At 62.8% G+C, this 19,571-nt stretch carries 13 protein-coding genes and 1 tRNA gene; 3 read left to right on the plus strand and 11 right to left on the minus strand.

The annotated features are described in order from the left end of the window. The first annotated feature begins 12 nt into the window (after nt 1–12). A complete protein-coding gene (locus BGK68_RS10420) occupies nt 13–1,875 on the plus strand; it encodes a GmrSD restriction endonuclease domain-containing protein (protein ID WP_075257041.1) in 1,863 nt (620 codons plus the stop codon). An 86-nt stretch (nt 1,876–1,961) separates the two neighbouring features. Here the strand turns inward: BGK68_RS10420 and BGK68_RS10425 are convergent, their stop codons facing one another. The 6 genes from BGK68_RS10425 to BGK68_RS10450 form a co-directional block, all read right to left on the minus strand. Continuing rightward, nucleotides 1,962–3,191 (minus strand): tyrosine-type recombinase/integrase, encoded by a 1,230-nt coding sequence (locus BGK68_RS10425; protein WP_075257042.1) that lies wholly within the window; start codon nt 3,189–3,191, stop codon nt 1,962–1,964. 166 nt (nt 3,192–3,357) lie between these two features. Further along, nucleotides 3,358–3,434, minus strand: a tRNA-Met gene (locus BGK68_RS10430). 69 nt (nt 3,435–3,503) lie between these two features. Beyond that, the gene (miaA, locus tag BGK68_RS10435) at nt 3,504–4,451 is read right to left on the minus strand and encodes a tRNA (adenosine(37)-N6)-dimethylallyltransferase MiaA (RefSeq protein ID WP_075257043.1); all 948 of its coding nucleotides are present in this window, start codon (nt 4,449–4,451) and stop codon (nt 3,504–3,506) included. Continuing rightward, the gene (gene mutL, locus BGK68_RS10440; protein ID WP_075259775.1) at nt 4,452–6,377 is read right to left on the minus strand and encodes a DNA mismatch repair endonuclease MutL; all 1,926 of its coding nucleotides are present in this window, start codon (nt 6,375–6,377) and stop codon (nt 4,452–4,454) included. It lies immediately after the preceding gene. Nucleotides 6,378–6,494: 117 nt separating this feature from the next. Continuing rightward, the gene (locus BGK68_RS10445) at nt 6,495–8,468 is read right to left on the minus strand and encodes a methyl-accepting chemotaxis protein (RefSeq protein ID WP_075257044.1); all 1,974 of its coding nucleotides are present in this window, start codon (nt 8,466–8,468) and stop codon (nt 6,495–6,497) included. 353 nt (nt 8,469–8,821) lie between these two features. Next, on the minus strand, nt 8,822–11,830 hold the full coding sequence (locus BGK68_RS10450) for a sensor domain-containing protein (RefSeq protein ID WP_075257045.1): 3,009 nt from the start codon (nt 11,828–11,830) through the stop codon (nt 8,822–8,824). Between the two features lie 346 nt (nt 11,831–12,176). Between BGK68_RS10450 and BGK68_RS10455 the strand changes: the two genes are divergently transcribed. Continuing rightward, nucleotides 12,177–12,839, plus strand: coding sequence for a VTT domain-containing protein (locus BGK68_RS10455; protein WP_075257046.1), 663 nt, complete (start codon nt 12,177–12,179; stop codon nt 12,837–12,839). Nucleotides 12,840–12,926: 87 nt separating this feature from the next. On the opposite strand, the gene BGK68_RS10460 is transcribed toward BGK68_RS10455, so the two are convergent. After that, nucleotides 12,927–14,288 (minus strand): N-acetylmuramoyl-L-alanine amidase, encoded by a 1,362-nt coding sequence (locus BGK68_RS10460; RefSeq protein WP_075257047.1) that lies wholly within the window; start codon nt 14,286–14,288, stop codon nt 12,927–12,929. Continuing rightward, nucleotides 14,252–14,737 (minus strand): tRNA (adenosine(37)-N6)-threonylcarbamoyltransferase complex ATPase subunit type 1 TsaE, encoded by a 486-nt coding sequence (tsaE, locus tag BGK68_RS10465; protein ID WP_075257048.1) that lies wholly within the window; start codon nt 14,735–14,737, stop codon nt 14,252–14,254. Before tsaE ends, BGK68_RS10460 begins: the two co-directional genes overlap by 37 nt. Before the next feature lie 67 nt (nt 14,738–14,804). Between tsaE and queG the strand changes: the two genes are divergently transcribed. Beyond that, entirely contained in the window at nt 14,805–15,953 is a 1,149-nt protein-coding gene (queG, locus tag BGK68_RS10470; RefSeq protein ID WP_075257049.1) for a tRNA epoxyqueuosine(34) reductase QueG, read from the plus strand. Nucleotides 15,954–15,965: 12 nt separating this feature from the next. Here queG and BGK68_RS10475 read toward each other — a convergent pair whose 3' ends face one another. Genes BGK68_RS10475 through BGK68_RS10485 form a run of 3 tightly spaced genes read right to left on the minus strand, consistent with a single transcriptional unit; the run spans nt 15,966 to nt 19,540 of the window. Beyond that, nucleotides 15,966–16,856 carry an AEC family transporter gene (locus tag BGK68_RS10475; RefSeq protein ID WP_075257050.1) on the minus strand — a complete coding sequence of 297 codons (891 nt, stop codon included), beginning with the start codon at nt 16,854–16,856 and terminating at the stop codon, nt 15,966–15,968. 15 nt (nt 16,857–16,871) lie between these two features. Next, nucleotides 16,872–17,462, minus strand: coding sequence for a response regulator transcription factor (locus BGK68_RS10480; RefSeq protein ID WP_075257051.1), 591 nt, complete (start codon nt 17,460–17,462; stop codon nt 16,872–16,874). A gap of 53 nt (nt 17,463–17,515) precedes the next feature. Continuing rightward, the gene (locus BGK68_RS10485) at nt 17,516–19,540 is read right to left on the minus strand and encodes a two-component system sensor histidine kinase NtrB (protein ID WP_075259776.1); all 2,025 of its coding nucleotides are present in this window, start codon (nt 19,538–19,540) and stop codon (nt 17,516–17,518) included. Nucleotides 19,541–19,571: the final 31 nt, after the last annotated feature.

Consider the following 19,571-nt stretch of genomic DNA (forward strand, 5'->3'; position numbering starts at 1 on the left):
GAAGGTAAAACAATGAGCACTTTCGATAGCACCAAGCGGCTATTGCCAGAAATCCTTGCCGAAATCGTCAAGGCGAAGATCCAGTTACCTGATTTTCAGCGTGGATGGGTGTGGGATGACCAGCACATCCGCAGTCTGCTGGTGAGCATTGCCAGGTCATTCCCGGTCGGGGCAGTCATGCTGCTGGAGACCGGTGGCGAGGCCAAGTTTCAGGTACGGCCAGTGGAGGGGGTTTCGCTCCCATCGGGCGAATCAGATGCGGAGCTGCTGATTCTCGACGGGCAACAACGCCTTACCACCCTCACGCAAGTCTTGGCCACGAAGGACGCGGTGAAGACCCGCACCGAAAAGGGCAAGCCTATTCGAAGGCACTACTACTGGAACATTGAAGTAGCACTGGAAGGTGGGGATCGCCTGGAGGACGCTATTGAGGCCATCGAAGAGGACAAGATCAAGCGCTCCAACTTTGGCCGCCAGATCGATCTTGATTTGACTACGACGCAGAAGGAGTGCGAGCAGCTGTACTTTCCATGCGATCAGATCCTGAACTCGGATGCATGGGAAGAAGCCTTGCAGGAGTACGCTGCCGAAAAGTTCGGCCTGTACATGCAGTTCCGTCGACAGGTACTGAATGCCTTCCGTAACTACCAGCTACCTGTGATCCAGCTCGGCAAGGCCACGACGAAGGAAGCCGTCTGCCTGGTCTTCGAGAAAGTAAACACCGGTGGCGTCCCACTCAACGTTTTTGAACTGGTCACTGCAACCTACGCAGCTGACGGCTTCAATCTGCGTGATGACTGGCATGGCAACGCCACCAGAAATGTTTCGGGACGGTATCAACGCCTATGCAAAGAGGCGCTACTGTCACAGGTGGAGTCTACGGATTTCCTGCAGGCGGTATCGATGTTGCACACATTGGAGTTGCGCCGCGCCGATGTGGCGTCTGGGAAAATAGGAAAGTCTATACAACCGGTGAGCGCAAAACGTGTCTCGATACTTGCAATGCCCTTGAGTGCGTATGCCAAATGGGCAGAAGAGGTCGAAGTGGGCTTTCTGCTCGCTGCCAAGTTTCTGCGCAAGGAGTGCGTGAAAAGCCCACGCGAATTGCCGTATCGAACACAACTGGCCCCGCTCGCCTCGGTACTCGCGCACCTGCGCGAACGCTGGCTTGAGCCGCGCATCTACCAAAAACTTTCTCACTGGTACTGGAGTGGTGTTCTCGGCGAACTCTATGGCAGCGCCATCGAGACCCGAATCGCAAACGATGTCGAGGATCTATTACAGTGGATCGAGAGTGACAGCGCAATACCTCGAACCATTGCAGATGCGGCGTTTAGCCCGGACCGCTTGGACACGATGACGTCGCGCCTGTCAGCCGCGTATAAAGGCCTGAATGTGCTGGTGCTTCGTGAAGGCGCGCAAGACTTTTTCTGGAAGGCAAAGATCCAGGAACTCGACGACGAGGAACTTGCGCTTGATATTCATCACATCTTCCCGCAGGACTGGTGCGAGAAGAACGGTATTAAGCGCGCGGTCTACAACACGGTCGTCAATAAAACCCCGATTTCCTACAAGGCAAACCGAATGATCGGCGGGCATGCGCCATCGATCTATTTGTCAAAATTGCAATCTCATACGCAGGTTCAGCTTGCGGATGCTGAGATGAACGCCATTGTCGGCTCGCATCTCATCGATACGACCGCGCTTCGGGCTGACGACTTTGACAGCTTCTACAAAAACCGAAAGGCTAGTCTGGTCAAACTGGTAGAACGGGCCATGGGTAAAGCGGCGGCGGCTGTTGCGGACGGATCTGAACTTGGCGATGCCGAAGAGGATGAAGGCGATCAGCAGCAAGTCATTTCGCCAGTCGCGTGAACAGCGCTTGAGCGCTGGAGATCAAGTCAAGGCGGAGGTTCGGTGCGATATGCGTCATTACTGCGGCTAGTTAAGGCCACTTGGTATTAAGCTTCGCGCAGTTGAATTACCTCAGCGCCTACACGTAACGAATCCAGGTAATCTGCCCAGCGTTGCATCATTCGCTTGCGTTCTGGAAGATGAGAAGTCCGATTGTAGGCGCGCCCGTTGGGATCCCGGACCGCGTGCGCCAATTGATGCTCAATAAGATCGACTCGCTCTCCAAGGACTTCATCGAGAATAGTGCGCGCCATGGCCCGGAAGCCGTGGCCGCTCATGACATCTTTGCCGATGTCCATGCGACGCATAGCTGACAAAATCGCGTTGTCACTCATCGGGCGAGTCTTGGATCTCGGGCTGGGGAAAACATACTTCCCACTACCGGTTAGCGGTTGGAGGTCCTTTAGAATCTCAACCGCTTGGCTGGGGAGTGGCACGATATGTTGTGTGTTCGTTTTTGTGACTATGTAGCGCCATTCAGCGGCATCTAGATCGATATGTGCCCACTCCGCTGCTCGTAGCTCTCCAGGTCTTACAAACAACAAAGGCGCCAGACGCAGCGCCGCACAGACTGTTGGAGTGCCGTCATATCCGTAGAGGGAACGAAGAAGGCTGCCAACCTCTTTGGGTTCGGTGACAGCCGCGAAATGAGTGCGGCGACTTTTCACAGAAGCGAGCGCTCCGCGAAGATCTCCAGTTGGATCGCGCTCCGTCCGCCCCGTGGCGACTGCGTACCGAAAAACCTGTCCGCAGTTTGCAAGAGCTCGGTGCGCTGTTTCTAGTACGCCTCTACTTTCAATCTTGCGAATGACGCTCAACAGTTCAGATGTCGTAATGCCGGAAATTGGTTTCTTCCCGAGGTAGGGGAAAACGTCGTTCTCAAGTCGGCCGACTATTTTCTCGTAGTGGGTCTTTGCCCATTCTTCTTTGTGCTTGGCCAGCCATTCTCGTGCAATGGCTTCAAAGTTATTTGCAGCGCGCTCAACGCCTGCTAGCTTTGCGGCCTTTCTGTTATCGCTAGGATCAACCCCATCGGACACGAGCTCCTTATTGGAGTCACGTCGCTTACGAGCTTCTTGCAGGCTGACCTCGGGGTAGGTGCCTAAGGAGATCAGCTTTTCTTTCCCCAAGAACAGGTATTTGAGTCGCCACCCTTTGCTGCCAGTGGGCGTGACGAGCAAGTAGAGTCCGCCGCCGTCGGCTAGCTTGTACGACTTGTCTTTCGGCTTGGCATTCTTAACTTGTAGATCCTTGAGGGGCTCAATGATTCTAGGCATTTTAGGGGTAGCGATGTTTGGGTAATGTGCGGTTACCCCTAAAACTACCCCTACCCCCCATTGGCTGTCAACGCACCGTTTTGGACGTTGAAAAACAAAAAACCCGCTCAAGCACTAGGCCTGTAGCGGGTTTCAGGATTCTACTGGACTTCTTCGAATCGGTATCTGGTGGTGATAGGTGGACTTGAACCACCGACCCCAGCATTATGAGTGCTGTGCTCTAACCAGCTGAGCTATATCACCAGGAGGCAAGCCCGAGACTATAATGGTCAGAAGGCTTGCTGTCAACATTTTTCTGCGTATCCACGGGTTTTAGTTATCCACAGCCTCGCGCACTCGCGCCAGCACCTCTGCCGTGGCCTCGGGCCGGTTGCAGTCGATGCTGATGCGCTCCGGCATGGAGCGCAGCCAGGTCAGCTGGCGCTTGGCCAGCTGGCGGGTGGCGGCGATGCCTTTCTCGCGCATGGTGGCCGCGTCGATGCTGCCGTCCAGGTATTCCCACATCTGCCGGTACCCCACGCAGCGCATCGAGGGCAGGCCCAGGTGCAGGTCGCCGCGGGCGCGCAGGGCGCGGACTTCGCGTTCCAGGCCGCCATCGCGCAGCATCAGGTCAAAGCGCAGGGCGATGCGGTCGTGCAGTACGGCACGCTCGGAAGGCTCCAGCGCCAGCGGCAGCAAACGCATGGGCAGCGCTTCGGCCGGCTTTTGCGACAGCAGCGCTGACATCGGCTGGCCGGTCAGCAGGCTGATCTCCAGGGCGCGCTGGATGCGCTGGCTGTCGTTGGGCTTCAGGCGCGCGGCCGTGACCGGGTCCAGCTCGGCCAGCCGGGCATGCATGGCTGGCATGCCGACGCGCGCCGCTTCTTCGTCAAGCTGCGCGCGCAGGGCTGGGTCGGCTTGCGGCAGTTCGTCCAGGCCGTCGCGCAAGACCTTGAAATACAGCATGGTGCCGCCGACCAGCAAGGGCAGCTTGCCGCGGGCAATGATCTCCTGCGTCAGGCGCAGCGCGTCCTGGCGGAATTGCATGGCCGAGTAGGCTTCGGTGGGATCGATGATGTCGATCAGGTGGTGCGGCACTTGGGCCAGCTCGGCGGGCGTGGGCTTGGCGGTGCCGATGTCCATCTCGCGGTAGACCAGGGCCGAATCCACGGAAATGATTTCGCAGGGCAGATGGCGGGCAATCTCCAGCGCCGCCGCGGTCTTGCCGGAGGCGGTGGGGCCCATGATGGAGACGGCCAGGGGAAGCGTCTGGTCTGTCATCTACTGGCCGCGCAGGAAGAGCTTGTCCAGGTCCGACAGGCCCATCTGGGTCCAGGTCGGGCGGCCATGGTTGCACTGGTCGGAGCGCTCGGTGGCTTCCATCTGGCGCAACAGCGCATTCATCTCGGGCAGGGTCAGGCTGCGATTGGCGCGCACGGCGGTGTGGCAGGCCAGTGTGCCGAGCAGTTCGTTGCGGCGCTCCAGCAGCACGCGTGAGCCGCCATATTCGCGCACGTCGCGCAGCACGTCGCGGGCCAGGGTCTGGGCGTCGGCGTTCTTGAGCAGCGCCGGCACGGCGCGCACCGCCAGCGTGGTGGGCGACATCACGGCAATGTCGAAGCCTAGGGCGGAGAGCGTTTCCTGATGTTCTTCCACGGTGCCGACTTCGACCGGGTCGGCGTAGAAGGTCACGGGAATCAAGAGCGGCTGCACGAACATCTCGTTGCCGTCCAGTGCAGTCTTGAGCTGTTCGTAGAGGATGCGTTCATGGGCGGCGTGCATGTCCACCACCACCAGGCCAGCCTGGTTCTGCGCCAGCACGTAGATGCCGTGCAGTTGCGCCAGGGCGAAGCCGAGTGGGAAATCGCCCTCGGGCAGCGTGGCCGGGGCGGTGGCGGGCGCAGCGCCATAGGCCGCCGGGGCGGCACCGTCAGGCTCGCCGCTGGCGGGCGCGCTGCGGAACATGCTGCCGTAGGCTTCGGTGTTCTGGCGTACGCCAAAGCCGCTGTTGCCGCCGAAGGAGAAGGGGCGCGGGGCTTCGGCGAACTGCGCCGAAAAGCTTTGCTGCTGCTGTTCGCGTATCCACGGCAGCGGTGCATTGGCGGCCGGCGGTGGCGCGCCGGCGCTGTCGTCGGACTGGGGCGCGGTGCCAGGCAGGGTGCCGAAAGAAACGGCCGAGGTCTGCGCCAGTGCGCGCGAGACGGCATGGAAGACGAACTGGTGTACCGCCCGGCTATCGCGGAAGCGCACTTCGATCTTGGAGGGATGGACGTTGACGTCCACCAGCGCCGGGTCCAGCGTGAGCGACAGGGCGTAGGCCGGATAACGGTCGCCATGCAGCACGTCCTGGTAGGCGGCACGCACGGCGTGGGTGAGCAGCTTGTCGCGCACGAAGCGGCCATTGACGTAGAAGTACTGGCCATCGGCGCGCGCCTTGGAGGCGGTGGGCAGGCCGACGAAGCCGTGCAGGCGCAAGGGGCCGGCGCTCTCGTCGAGCGGCAGGCGGGCGTTGGCGAATTCGTCGCCGAGGATGTGGGCGCTGCGCTTGGCGAATTCGCCGACGTTCCAGTGATCCACCGTCTTGCCGTTGTGCGACAGCGAGAAACTCACGTCCGGACGCGCCAGCGCAATGCGGCGCACGACTTCGGCGCAGTGGCCGTATTCGGTCTGTTCGGACTTGAGGAATTTGCGCCGCGCCGGCGTGTTGAAGTAGAGGTCTTGCACGTCGATGGTGGTGCCCTGCGCTCCCGAGGCGGGAGCGACGGTACCAAACTGGGAGCCGGTGATTTCCCAGGCGTGCGGTGCATCGGCGGTGCGGCTGGTGACGGTCAGTTGCGCCACCGAGGCGATCGAGGCCAGCGCTTCGCCGCGAAAACCGAGCGTGGAGACGTTTTCCAGGTCGGTCAGGGAGGCAATCTTGGAGGTCGCATGGCGAGCCAGGGCCAGCGGCAATTGCTCAGGTGGAATGCCGCGTCCGTTGTCGGTGATGGCGATGCGCTTGACGCCGCCTTGCTCCAGGCGCACGGTGATCTGGGTGGAGCCGGCGTCGAGGGCGTTTTCCAGCAATTCCTTGACCACGGCGGAGGGACGTTCGATCACCTCGCCGGCGGCAATCTGCGAGATCAACTGATCGGGCAGGGCCTGGATGGGGCGATAGGACGGCGTTGCGGCCGGGTCGGAAGCGGAAGGGGAGTGCGGTGCGTTCATGGCGGGATTATACCGTCCAAGCGGCGCCGCCTGGCCGCCGCCGCCCATGTGACGAAGCCGCCCGTGGGCGGCTTCGAAGGCGGGTTTGCTCAGGGATGGTCTGCCCGGAAATACCCCTCAGATGCGGAAGGTGCTCACGGCGGCCGCCAGGCGTTCGGCCTGCTGCTGCAGCGATTGCGCGGCTGCGGCGGCCTGTTCGACCAGGGCGGCGTTCTGCTGGGTGCTCTCGTCCATTTGCGCGATGGCGCGGTTGATCTGGTCGATGCCTTCGCTCTGCTCGCGGCTGGCGGTGGTGATTTCACTGATGACGGTGGATACGCGCTGCACGCTGGAGACCACGTCGTTCATGGTGTTGCCGGCCTGGGTGACCAACTGGCCACCACCGGCCACCGTCTGCACGGAAGCGTCGATGAGTTCCTTGATTTCCTTGGCGGCGGCGGCGCTGCGCTGGGCCAGGGTACGCACTTCGGTGGCCACGACGGCAAAGCCGCGCCCCTGTTCGCCGGCGCGGGCTGCTTCCACGGCGGCGTTCAGCGCCAGGATATTGGTCTGGAAGGCGATGCCATCGATGACGCTGATGATGTCCACGATGCGTTGCGACGAGCTGTTGATGGCGTCCATGGTCTGCACCACCTGGCCGACCACCTCGCCGCCATGGCTGGCCACTTCCGAGGCGGCGCTGGAGAGTTCGTCGGCCTGCTCGGCGTTGGCGGCGTTCTGCTTGACGGTGGAGGTCAGCTCTTCCATGGCCGAGGCGGTTTCTTCGAGGGCGCCGGCCTGCTGTTCGGTGCGTACCGACAGGTTGAGGTTGCCCGAGGCGATCTCGCTGGCGGCGGTGTTGATTTCTTCGGTGCCGGCGCGCACGCTGGAGACCACGTCGCTCAAGCCCATGCTGATGCCGTTGAAGGCGCCCATCAGGCGACCGATCTCGTCGCTGCTGTGCACGTGCAGGCGAGTGGTGAGGTCGCCGCCGGCGATGCGGTCGGCGGCCTGGCACGCTGCATCCAGCGGACGCGAGACCATGCGGTTGACCATCACCGTCAGGATCGCCGCCAGCACCGCCAGGAACAGCAGGCCCAGGCCGATGTAGAGGTTGCGCATGGAGCTGACTTCGCGGGTGATCTCGTCGACCGCTGCCTCGCCGGCGATGACCCAGTGCCATCCCGGGTAGTAGGTAAAGGCCAGGATCTTCTTGCGGCCATCGGCGGCAGTATGGGCCAGCGAGCCGTCCTTCTGTTGCAGCATGGTCTTGATGTAGGTGTCGCCGGCGGCGTCCTTCAGTTCCAGCAGGCTGCTGCCTTCTTCCTTGCCCTCGCGCGCAGCGCCGGCGATCATCACGCCCTGGTCCTTGCCTTCACGGGCGTTGAGTGCGAAGAAATTGCCGGTGTCGCCGATCTTGAGCGCCTTGATCTGGTCCTTGAGCGCCTTGATGTCGCTGGAGATGTCGATGCCCACATAGAGCGCGGCGATGATCTGGCCGGCATTGTTCTTCACTGGCACGTACTTGGTGATGTATTGCTTGCCGAACAGGGTGGCCAGGCCGCTATAGGCCTTGTCGGACTTCAGCGCCGCGTAGCCGGGATGGCTGCGGTCGAGCAGGGTGCCGATGGCGCGCTCGCCGTTTTCCTTCTTCACCGAGGTGGAGATGCGCACGAAGTCTTCGCCGGTCTTGGCGAAGATGGTGGCGGTCACGCCGGTCTTGGCGGTGAAGCGGTCGGGGATGGAAAAGTCCAGGTTCAGTTCATGGCCATCGTTCTGCAGCACCGGGGTGGCGCGCTCGCCGATTTGCACCGTGCGCGTTTCATCCAGGTTCAGCTTGCCGAATTCGCTATCGAACATGGTGGAGAAGCGATCGACCTGGCTGTTCACGGAACGGTCGAACAGGCCGACCATGTTGGCGATGCCGCGCGTATCGTTGCGCATCTGTTCTACTGAGCGCTGCTCGATCATGCGTGAGGCCGAATAGGTGATCAGCAGCAAGGCGATCACAAAGACGATGCCCACCAGGGCCACCGTCAGGGCGGTCAGTTTGGCTCCCACCGAACGATGGAAGAGGGATGCGCTACGCGCAGCAGACGTCGAATTAGCCATGGCTGTTGTTCTTTTTTGAAACGCATAATGTGGAAATGCAAATACCGAACGGGACCGGTTCAGGTCACCTCGGCGACGCTAGCGACTCGCCCCGATCGGCGAGCTTGAATCCAATCTGTTTTCCTTTGTTGCCGAAGAGGCAACGAAAGCGAAGAACGCACTAGCCCTGCGCCCTGGATTGCTCCGGGCGCGGATGTCAAATCGCGGTATCTGCTGGGGAATGCGTCAGTATATCGTCAGCTTATTGCGCTGCATCAAAATACTTCGAATGTTTGCGCCCACATTTAACTGTGCTGTTGTTTTTCCACTGGGAAAGTGAATCTTTTTGCATCGTATTGATGCAGGCCGATGCTTCAGCCTGGTACGGCGGACTGGTACTGGGGCGTCCATTCGCCAGTATGTCCGCGCCCGGCGTGCAGATCGCGCACCCAGTTTTCCAGCGCATCGGCTGACATCGGCCGCGAAAACAGGTAGCCCTGCGCCACATCACAGCCTTGGCTCATCAGCAAGGCATATTGCTCGGCGTCTTCCACCCCTTCGGCCACGACGGTCAGCTTGAGGCTCTCGCCGATGCGGATGACGGCATTGGTCAGGGCGCTCACGGCGGGGTCCTTGGCCATGTCGCGCACGAAACTCTGGTCCAGCTTCAGTTCCGAGACGGGCAGCTTGCGCAGGTAGCCCAGGCTGGAATAGCCGGTGCCGAAGTCGTCCATGGCCAGCCGGATGCCCAGCGCATGCACGGCGGCAATGGTCTGGCTGGTGCTGGGGTTGGTGTCCATGAGCACGGTTTCGGTGATCTCCAGGGTCAGGTCGCTGGGTTCGAGGGCGTAGCGGCGCAGCAGGCCGGTGACGAATTGCGGCAGGTCCAGATCGTGGAAATTGGTGGCCGACAGGTTCACCGAGATCGACGGTACCTGGATGCCGCGCCGACGCCAGTCGGACAGCTGGAAACAGGCCTCTTCCAGCGCCCACTTGCCCAGTTCGCCGATCAGTCCGCATTCTTCCGCGATGGGAATGAAGCGCCCTGGCGAGATCTGTCCCAGTTGCGGATGAAGCCAGCGCGCCAGCGCCTCGACCCCGTGCAGGCTCTGGTCGTGCAGGTTGATCTGGGGCTGGAAGTTGAGCTCCAGGTCGCCGCCGCGCAGGGCGTCGCGCAGGGCGCTTTCCAGCGCCAGGCGCTCCTGGGCCATGCTGTTCATCTCTTCGCTGAAGAAGCTGAAACGCCCACGGTTGACGGCCTTGGCCTGGTACATGGCGATGTCGGCCCGGTGCAGCAGGGTCTCGATGTCGTTGCCGTTGTCGGGGAAGATGGCCACGCCGATGCTGGCTGAGGGGTTCAGCGGAGTGCCGTTGATGTGGCAGGGCATGGCCAGGCGCTCCTGGATGCGCTTGACCACTTCGGTGAGGTGCTGGGTGTCGTACTGGGTGAGCACCACCACGAACTCGTCACCGGAGAGCCGGCCGACGATGTCGGAGCGGCGCGCCTGCGATTGCAGGCGGGTGGCCACCGTGCGCAGCAGCTCGTCGCCGGCCTGGTGGCCCAGTGAATCATTGACCTGCTTGAAGCGGTCCAGGTCGATGAACATCACCGCCACCGTGCTGCAGTTGCGTTCGGCGGCGGCAATGGCCTGGCCGGCCTGCACCAGCAGCAGGCTGCGGTTGGGCAGGCCGGTCAGGGAATCGTAGAAGGCCAGCTGGTGGATGCGCGCGCGGGCGTCCTCGCGCTCGATGGCCAGGGCGCACAGGTGCAGGCCGGCTTCCACCAGCAGGTGATGGAAGAGGCTGGGCCGGGCGGGATGGCGGTAATAGAAGCCAAAAGTGCCGATTACCTTGCCATCGGCCGATTTGATCGGCGTGGACCAGCAGGCGCGCAGGCCGTGAGGCAGGGCCAGGTGCTTGTAGTCGTTCCAGTGGGGATCGGTCTGGATATCTTCCACGATCACGGTCTCGCCAGTATAGGCGGCGCTGCCACAGGAGCCTACCAGCGGTCCGATCTGCACTCCTTCGATCGACTTGATATAGGCCTCCGGCAGGCTGGGCCCGGCCAGGGTGCGCAGGCAGCCGTGTTCATCCACGCGCAGCACCGAGGCAATCACCTCGGGAGCGACCCGCTCCACTTCTTCGCACAGCAGATTCATCTGCTCGCTCAGCGACGAGTCGCGTGCCATGGCATTGAGCACGCGGTATTGCAGCACCTCATGCACCTTGGTATTGGTGATGTCGGTCATCACGCACACCGCATGGATGAGCTTGCCCGCACCGTCCAGGATGGGATTGACCACCGCCGAGATCCAGACCGGCTGCTCGTGCATGTCGTGGATCAGTTCTTCGGTATGGTAGCTGTGGCCCTGCACCAGTTCGCCGTGGCAGCGCTCCAGCGATTTGACGAAGGTAGGCCGACTGGCGAAGAGTTGGCCCGGCAGGCGGCCGATTACCTGCTGGCTCTCGAAGCCCAGCATGCGGGTGAAGCCGGTGTTGTGGAAGACGATGCGGTTCTGGTCGTCGGTGATGAGCACCGCATTGTCGGTTTCATTGATGCCCAGCGAGAGCAGGTGCAGGTGTTCGCGGTCGCTTTTTTCGCGGGTGACGCGGTAGGTCACATCGGTGCCGATGCAGATCACCCGTTCGGCCTTGCCATGCGCATCGAGCAAGGGCGAGTAGGTGGCTTCCCACCATATGGTGCGGCCGCTACGGGTGCGGCGCGGGAAGCGGCCGGAGAAGAAGCGGCCCAGGCTGACGTCGCGCCAGAAGCAGGTGTATTCCTCGCTGGCCGCATAGTCGGCCTCGCACAGGATGCTGTGCGGCTGGCCCAGCAGGTCTTCGGCCAGGTATTCCATGGTCTTGAGGTAATTGCCGTTGGCCGCCAGGATGATGCCCTCGGGCGAGAGCTCGACCACGCCCAAAGACCGATTCAGGGCCGAGAGGATGCTGTTGCTGTGACGCGAATCGTCGATGTGCGCGCTGATGTCGGCCGCCACCGAGATCACCTTCAGCAGTTGCCCCTGGGCATCGAGGATGGGACTGCACAGCGCTTCCAGCCAGACGGTAGCGCCGCCGACATGGCGCCGCTGCAGCGTGCCGGCGATCAGTTCGCCCTTGCGCAGGTGTTCCCAGAACTGCTGGTAGGCATCGGTCTGGACGTAGGCCGGGTCGCACAGCATGCGGTGGTGCTGCCCGACCACTTCGTCGCGGCGATAGCCCAGCATGGCGAGGAAGTTGTCGTTGGCCTCCAGCACCGTGCCATCAGCGGAAAACTCCAGGATGGCCATGGAACGCCATAAGGCCGCCAGCAGCGCGTCCCGCTCGCTGCCGGACAGGCGCTGGTGATCCACTTCGCCCGTGAACGAGTCCTGGCTCCCCATACGGCCCCCTCCTGTCGCCGTTGATGACGCCTGGCCAGGCGTCTTGCCCTCATGCAGGGAGCGCACATAACGCTTCACCTTTTGCATGTCAGATGTAAAGAACCTGACTTGATCATATGCCAAAACCTGTCCCTTGTGCCATTGCTCGATGCGAGCAGCGGCAATGCGGCGATCAAATTGCCACACGAAGTCAACGGGAGACAGCGGGAGACGGTGATGCCATGGTGTATGATGAGCCGGCGCAACGACGCCTTGCCGTCCCTGCGTAATATTTCTGGCATGAAATATTCTTGCCGCGTGGCGATGGGGAGCCCCGGCATCGATGATTCACGGACGATTGGGTGTTATGGATTATTTGCAGTTGCTGGACGTGCTGGTGCACGTGGACAAATACCTGGGTGTCCTCATTGAGCAGTACGGCACCCTCATCTATGCGGTGCTGTTCCTGATCGTCTTCTGCGAGACTGGCCTGGTGGTGTTGCCCTTCCTGCCGGGCGACTCGCTGCTGTTTATTGCCGGCACCTTCTGCGCCACCGGCGCCATGGACATCTGGCTGCTGATGACGCTGCTGGTGGTGGCGGCAGTGGCCGGCAACACCCTCAATTACTGGATAGGCGGCTGGGTCGGCCAGCGCGTCTATACCCACAACTATCGCTGGCTCAATCCCGAGGCCCTGCGCAAGACCCACGCCTTCTACGAAAAGCACGGCGGCAAGACCATCGTCATCGCCCGCTTCACGCCTATCGTGCGCACCTTCGCGCCGTTCATCGCCGGCGTGTCGGCCATGCGCTTCGCGCGCTTCCAGCTCTTCAACGTGCTGGGCGCTTTCCTCTGGGTGGTGGGACTGGTGGTGCTGGGTTACCTGTTCGGCAATATCCCGGTGGTGCAGCAGAATCTCAATACGCTGGTGCTCATCGGCATCGTCGCCGCCGTCTTTCCCATCGTGCTGGGCGCACTGTGGCAGATCTGGCGCAAGCTGCGCGGCAAGCGCAAGGTCAGTAACGCCTGAGACTGAGGTCCTGAGTCCGGCATCGATAAAGAAAAACCCGGCCTGTTGCCAGCGCCGGGTTTTTTATCGCCGTCCGGAATGGAGCCCTTACGTCAGCTTGTTCTTGGCCAGCGGCGGATTCTTGGCGAAGTAGTTGCGGATACCGGTGAGGATGGCGTCGGCCATCTGCTCCTGGTAGCGCTCGTCGGTGAGCTTGGCTTCTTCTTCCGGATTGGAGATGAAGGCGGTCTCGATCAGGATGCTGGGGATGTCCGGGGCCTTCAGCACGGCAAAGCCGGCCTGTTCCACCGCACCCTTGTGCAGCTTGTTGATGCCGCCGATTTCCTTCAACACCGCATTGCCCACGCGCAGGCTGTCGTTGATCTGCGCCGTGGTCGACAGATCCAGCAGCACGCTGGCCAGCTGGCGGTCATGGGTCTTGATGTTGACCCCGCCGATCAGGTCGGCCGAGTTTTCCTTGTTGGCCAGCCAGCGCGCCGCCGTGGAGCTGGCGCCCTTTTCCGACAGCGCGAACACCGAGGAGCCGCGCGCGGTCGGTTGCACGAAGGCGTCCGCGTGGATGGAGACAAACAGGTCGGCCTGCACCTTGCGCGCCTTGACCACGCGCTGGCCCAGCGGTACGAAGAAGTCGGCGTCACGGGTGAGCATGACGCGCATGTTGGGGTATTGCTCGATCTTGCGCTTCAAGCGCTTGGCGATGGACAGCACCACGTCCTTCTCGCGGTTGCCGCGCGCGCCGGTGGCGCCGGGATCTTCACCGCCGTGGCCGGGGTCCAGCGCGATGGTGATCATGCGGGTGAGCTGCATGCGCGGTTCGTCCGGCGCGACCTTGGGGTTGCGCTCGTTCTTGTCTTCCGGCTGCGGCTTGATCTCGGCCAGCGGAGCGGGATCGGGTTTGGGCGGCGCGACCGGACCTTGGGCCAGCGGCGGATTGGCCGGGCTTTCCTTGTTCCAGTCGCCCTTCTGGATCAGGGCGGCGATCGGGTCCGGCGGATTGGCCGGATAGAGGTCGATGACGAAGCGGTACTTGTACTCGCCCACCGGCGCCAGGGTGAAGACCTGCGGCTTGATCTCGTCCTTCAGGTCGAACACCAGGCGCACCACGCTGGGCCGGTTCTGGCCCACGCGCACCTGCTTGATATACGGATCGTTGGGCTGGATCTTGGCGACCAGGTCCTTGAGGGTGCTATTGAGATCAATGCCCTCGATATCCACCACCAGGCGCTCCGGATTCTTGACCACGAAGTGGGTGACCTTGAGGTCGCTGTCGTTTTCCAGCGTGACGCGGGTGTAGTCGTCGGACGGCCAGACACGCACGGCCAGGATCTGCGAGGCCAGGGCGGGCAGGGGTGTGATGACGGAGACGAACAGTGCGCCACCGGCCTTGAGGATGGTACGGCGGCTTTTGGATTTCACAGGTTTGGAGCGAAGTTCAGGCGAGCGAGGCATTGATGACCCTTGTCGGACAACGCACGCAATTCTACATCACGACCGTCACCTGCAAGCGACAGGTTGACGTGGATGTCCGGTGGCGGCAACACCGGATCACCCTTTTCGGGCCATTCGACGATACAGACGGAGTTTTCGTTGAAATGTTCACGAAAACCCGCATCGAGGAATTCTTCCGGGCTGGCCATGCGGTACAGGTCGAAGTGGATGACTGTTACCATGCGCCCTGCAAGCATCACTTCATAGGGTTCGGCCAGGGTATAGGTAGGGCTCTTGACCCGCCCCTGATAGCCCGCCGCATGCAGCAGCGCGCGCGTGAGCGCCGTCTTGCCGGCCCCCAGGTCGCCATGAAGGTAGATCGCCAGGCCAGGCGCCAGCACCCGCGCCAGGTCGGCGCCCAGGTGCGCGGTCGCGGCTTCGTCGGGCAGGTGGAGATGGTGTGCTTGCATACGATCTTGTTTGTTACGTTATCAGTACGTTATCAGTTACATCAACATCAGTTACATCAATTGCTTCATGACCGCTAACGCCGTCCCCGCCGCCGCCGCTACCGCCAATGATCTGGCCGACCCCGCCTACCTGGCGGCGCTGGCGGCCGCCATCAAGGACTGGGGGCGCGCGCTGGGTTTTGCCGACGTGCGTATTGCCGATGTGGACCTGTCGCACCGCGAGGCCGGCTTCCAGGCCTGGCTGGACAAGGGCTACCACGGCGAGATGGATTATATGGCAAGCCACGGGCTGAAACGGGCGCGTCCGGCTGAACTGGTGCCGGGCACGGTGCGCGTGGTCAGCGTGCGCATGCCCTATCTGCCCAAGGCAACCGGCCCGGCCGAGCCTGACTGGCGCGCCCGCGAAGAAGCGCGCAGCGCCGATCCGGGTGCGGCCCAGGTCTCGATCTATGCCCGTGGCCGCGACTATCACAAGGTCTTGCGCGCCCGCCTGCAGCAGCTGGCCACGCGTATCGAAGGCCGCATCGGTCCCTTCGGCTACCGTGTCTTCACCGATTCGGCGCCGGTCATGGAAGTGGCGCTGGCCGAAAAGGCCGGCCTGGGCTGGCGCGGCAAGCATACGCTCTTGCTGCACCGGGAGGCCGGCTCGATGTTCTTCCTGGGCGAGATGCTGACCGACCTGCCGCTGCCGGTGGATGACCCCGTCACCCCGCATTGCGGCCAGTGCAGCGCCTGCATCACGGCCTGTCCGACCGGCGCCATCGTCGCGCCTTACGAGCTGGATGCGCGACGCTGCATCTCCTACCTCACCATCGAACTCAAGGGCAGCATCCCCGCTGATCTGCGCCCGCTGATCGGCAATCGCATCTATGGCTGCGACGATTGCCAGCTGTATTGCCCCTGGAACAAGTTTGCCCAGCGCGCCAGCCTGCCGGACTTCGACGTACGCCACGGCCTCGATAGCGCCAGTCTGGTCGGGCTGTTCGGCTGGAGCGAAGAAGAATTCCTGAACAACACTGAAGGCAGCGCCATCCGCCGCATCGGCCATGAGCGCTGGCTGCGCAACCTCGCGGTGGGGCTGGGCAATGCCGCCGATGCGCCTTCGCACCGGGGCGACGCCGCCATCGTGGCGGCCTTGCGGGCGCGCCTGGCGCATCCCTCGGCGCTGGTGGTCGAGCATGTGCAATGGGCGCTGGCGCGCCACGGGGTCAGCTGAGTCGCCGCGTCGTCAATGCACCAGCGCCAGCCAGAAGGGAATGGTCAGCGCCGAGAGCAGCGTGCCGAAGGAAATCAGGAATGCCGTGAACGGGCCGTTGCCGCCCATGCGCGCGGCCAGGATGTAGGCGCTGGAGGCGGTGGGCAGGCTGCAGAACAGCACCACGATGCGCAGTTGCAGCGGCGGCAGTTGCAGGTGCTGGCCGATCAGCCAGGCTACCGCCGGCACCGCGAAGAGCTTGATGAAAACGAACCAGCCCACCACCGGCTTGCTTTCCTTGAGTCCCGACAGGCGCAGCCCGGCGCCCACCATCAGCAGGCCCAGCGCAATGGACGCCGCGCCCAGGCGCGAGAGCACCACGCCGGCCACTTCCGGCAGATGCAGGCCCAGTGCAGAAAACGTCAACCCGCCCGCAGTGGCCACCAGCAGCGGGTTCTTGGCCAGTTCGCGCAGCAGATTGCTGTTCTTCGGGGCCAATGCATGGACGGCGGCGATATTGCACAAGGGCACGCCAAAGCCCAGCAGGATGGCCATCAGGCCCGCGCCTTCCTCGCCGGCCATGCGGGTGGCCAGCGCCAGGGCGATATAGGAATTGAACCGATATGCACACTGCATGCCGGACTCGTAGGTCATGGGCGTGCTGCGCAGGAAGGGCTTGCCCAGCCAGGTCAGGGCAATGCCCGCCAGCAGCGACAGCACCCCCGTCTGCACCATCCCGCCGGTGACCGAAAGATCGACCTTCAGGCGCGCCGTGGAATAGAACAGCAATGCCGGAAACAGCAGGAAATAGACCAGCTTTTCCATGCCGGCCCAGAATTCATCGCCCCAGTTGGAGATGCGGTAGACCAGTACGCCCAGCGCAATGAGGCTGAAGTCCGGCAGCAGGAGATTGAGGATTTCCAATTGGCTTTACAGGTTTTACTTGAGCAGACGCGCCAGTTCGACGGCGGTCTTGACGTTCATCTTGTCGAAGATATGGGCGCGATGGACTTCCACGGTGCGCATGCTGATGCCGAGCTCATCGGCGATGACCTTGTTCATCTTGCCGGCCAGGATCAGGTCCAGCACCTCGCGCTCCCGCACTGAGAGCGCCGCCAGGCGGCTTTGCACTGCGTCCTCGGCGCCGCCGGCGCGCGAGCTGGCCAGCGCTTCCAGCACGCGGTCCATCAACTGGTTGTCATTGAAGGGCTTCTCGAAGAAATCGAAAGCGCCGTTCTTCAGCATGTCCACCGCCATGGGAACATCGCCATGACCGGTGAGGAAGATGACCGGGCGACGATGCAACAGGCCCTTGGTCTTGAGATCGTTGAACAGCGCCACCCCGCTGGCGCCGGGCATGCGCACATCCAGCAGCAGGCATTCGCCCTCGGCATCGATGCCGGGACTGGCCGCCAGCGCGGCCAGCAAGGTCGGACCGCTGTCGTAGGCGGTGGCGGCGATGTTGCGTGAACGCGCCAGCCAGGTCAGCGAATCGCGGATGATCTCTTCGTCGTCAACTATGTGCAGCATCGGTATGGGGCGAAGGCGGTCGGGCAAGCCGGTCGGCAGCCTGTCTTGTGGGTTTAGTCAGACCCGCTCTGGGCGGGCAGCGAAAACCGGAAGATTGTACCGCCTGCCGGGTTATCGGTGTAAGTCAGCGTGCCGCCGTGGAATTCGATGGTGGTGCGGCAGATGTTCAGACCCATGCCCATGCCCTCGGCCTTGGTCGAGAAGAAGGGGGAGAACAGGCGTGCCGCCACATCCTCGGGGATGCCGTGGCCCTGGTCGGTCACCGACACCGTGACCGATTCGGCGCCATCCTCGTTGCGCGTCACCTCGGCGGCCACGCGCAGGATGCGCCGCGCCGACGGCACGGCCGCCATGGCCTGGATGCCGTTGCGGGTCAGGTTCAGGATCACCTGCTCCAGCAGGATCTGGTCGCCCAGCACCGGCGGCAGCGAGCGCGGCACCTGCAATTGCAGCACCACGAAGAACTGCTGGGCCTGCAATTCGATGAGCGGGGCGACATTGTCGATGAGCTGGCGCATCTGCACCCGCTGGCGCGCCGGCTCGCGCTTCTTGACGAACTGGTGCACGCTGCGGATGACGTGGCCGGCGCGCTGGGCCTGGGCATGGATCTTTTCCAGCGCCGGCTGCAGCGCCTTGGGATCGGCCTGGCCCTGCTGCATCAGGTTCAGCGCCCCGGTGGTATAGCTGGAGATGGCCGCCAGCGGCTGGTTCAGCTCGTGCGCCAGGGTCGAGGCGATCTCGCCCATGCTGGCCAGGCGGGCGCTGGCCTGCAGCTTTTCTTCCTGGGTGCGGTTGAGGTCTTCGGCGCGCTTGCGCTCGGAAATGTCGAGGATGGAGCCCATCCAGCCGGTCTGCTTGCCATCCTGGTCCACCAGCGGCGATTCGAAGATCAGCACCGGGAAGCGCTCACCGTCGCGGCGCTGGAAGATGGTCTCGAACTGCGGTGTGGCGCGTCCGGCCAAGACGTTGGAAAACCGTTCCTGGTATTCATCCATGGCTTCCGGCGCCCAGTAGGGCATGGGCGGGATCTTGCCCACCAGTTCTTCGGCGGCAAAGCCGACCATCTTGCAGAAGGCCGGATTGACATAGGTGATGCGGCCCTCCAGGTCGCGTGCGCGCATGCCGGTGACCAGCGAGTTTTCCATCGCCGCGCGGAACACCGCTTCGTTGAGCAAGGCCTTCTCGGCCTTGGTGCGGCGGTTGATGTCGCGCCACAAGGCCCACAGGCTCCACAACAGGCCCAGCGAGAGCACGATCACCGAGCCCACCAGCAAATTGGGCAAGAGCTTGGGCGCGCTCTTGGTGCTATTGGTATGCAGCACCAGCGTGATGCCCGGCAATTCCAGTTCGCGCCGGTGGGTATAGACGTTCAGGCCGGGACCGCCCGAGGTGCGGCGCGCCACCACGTTGTCGTCGGTGTCGGTGAGGGAGATTTCATTGTCCTGCGCAAACCACCACGGCACCATTTCATTGAGGATGCGCGCCACCGCATAACTGGCCACGAGGCTGCCGACGTAGTGATTGTCATGGAACAGCGGCACGTGATAATCCATCAACATGGGCTCGGCGATGCCCGGCGGCACGGCCGGCGGGCTGTAGAGCGGGCGGCGCATCTGGCGGGCGCGCTCGCCGGTCATCAGCGAGGACTTGGAGAGGTCGGCGCGGGTGATGGGGAAATCGTCGGTGGAGGCCACCGGACGGCCTTCGGCATTGAACCAGGTGACGCGATAGAACTCGCGGTTGTTGCGCAGCAGGGCGTTCAGGCGGCTGCGGAAATGCTCCTGGTGCAGACGGCCATTGGTGATCTCGCGGCCGATGATGCGCATGCTCTCGTCGTCGCGGCTCAACTGGAAGCGGATCGCCTGTTCCACCCAGAGCGAATCGGCAATGAGCTGTTCCAGCCGTTCGCTGGCTTCCATCTGCTGCGCCTGGCGCGGCAGCCAGATCAGCGTGGCCAGGAACAGGCACACCAGCAGGAAGGGGATCAGCCAGCGCATGGTGGTCTTGCGGCCCGAGGCGCGCAGCTGCGAGGCGGCGTTGGGCTGGGGAGCGATCGGTGGCGGCGGGATGGATTTCATGACGCCGCCAGTGTAGCGGCCGTGCCGGGCT

The sequence above is a fragment of the Herbaspirillum camelliae genome (genome assembly GCF_001929405.1).
Lineage (GTDB): Bacteria > Pseudomonadota > Gammaproteobacteria > Burkholderiales > Burkholderiaceae_D > Herbaspirillum > Herbaspirillum seropedicae.

Coding starts and splice junctions, on each gene's coding strand:
- BGK68_RS10450 (WP_075257045.1), bottom strand. CDS start 11,830: ATGGGGAGCCAGGACTCGTTCACGGGCGAAGTGGATCACCAGCGCCTG.
- BGK68_RS10485 (WP_075259776.1), bottom strand. CDS start 19,540: ATGAAATCCATCCCGCCGCCACCGATCGCTCCCCAGCCCAACGCCGCC.
- BGK68_RS10460 (WP_075257047.1), bottom strand. CDS start 14,288: ATGCCTCGCTCGCCTGAACTTCGCTCCAAACCTGTGAAATCCAAAAGC.
- BGK68_RS10445 (WP_075257044.1), bottom strand. CDS start 8,468: ATGGCTAATTCGACGTCTGCTGCGCGTAGCGCATCCCTCTTCCATCGT.
- tsaE (WP_075257048.1), bottom strand. CDS start 14,737: ATGCAAGCACACCATCTCCACCTGCCCGACGAAGCCGCGACCGCGCAC.
- queG (WP_075257049.1), top strand. CDS start 14,805: ATGACCGCTAACGCCGTCCCCGCCGCCGCCGCTACCGCCAATGATCTG.
- BGK68_RS10480 (WP_075257051.1), bottom strand. CDS start 17,462: ATGCTGCACATAGTTGACGACGAAGAGATCATCCGCGATTCGCTGACC.
- BGK68_RS10455 (WP_075257046.1), top strand. CDS start 12,177: ATGGATTATTTGCAGTTGCTGGACGTGCTGGTGCACGTGGACAAATAC.
- BGK68_RS10425 (WP_075257042.1), bottom strand. CDS start 3,191: ATGCCTAGAATCATTGAGCCCCTCAAGGATCTACAAGTTAAGAATGCC.
- mutL (WP_075259775.1), bottom strand. CDS start 6,377: ATGAACGCACCGCACTCCCCTTCCGCTTCCGACCCGGCCGCAACGCCG.
- BGK68_RS10420 (WP_075257041.1), top strand. CDS start 13: ATGAGCACTTTCGATAGCACCAAGCGGCTATTGCCAGAAATCCTTGCC.
- miaA (WP_075257043.1), bottom strand. CDS start 4,451: ATGACAGACCAGACGCTTCCCCTGGCCGTCTCCATCATGGGCCCCACC.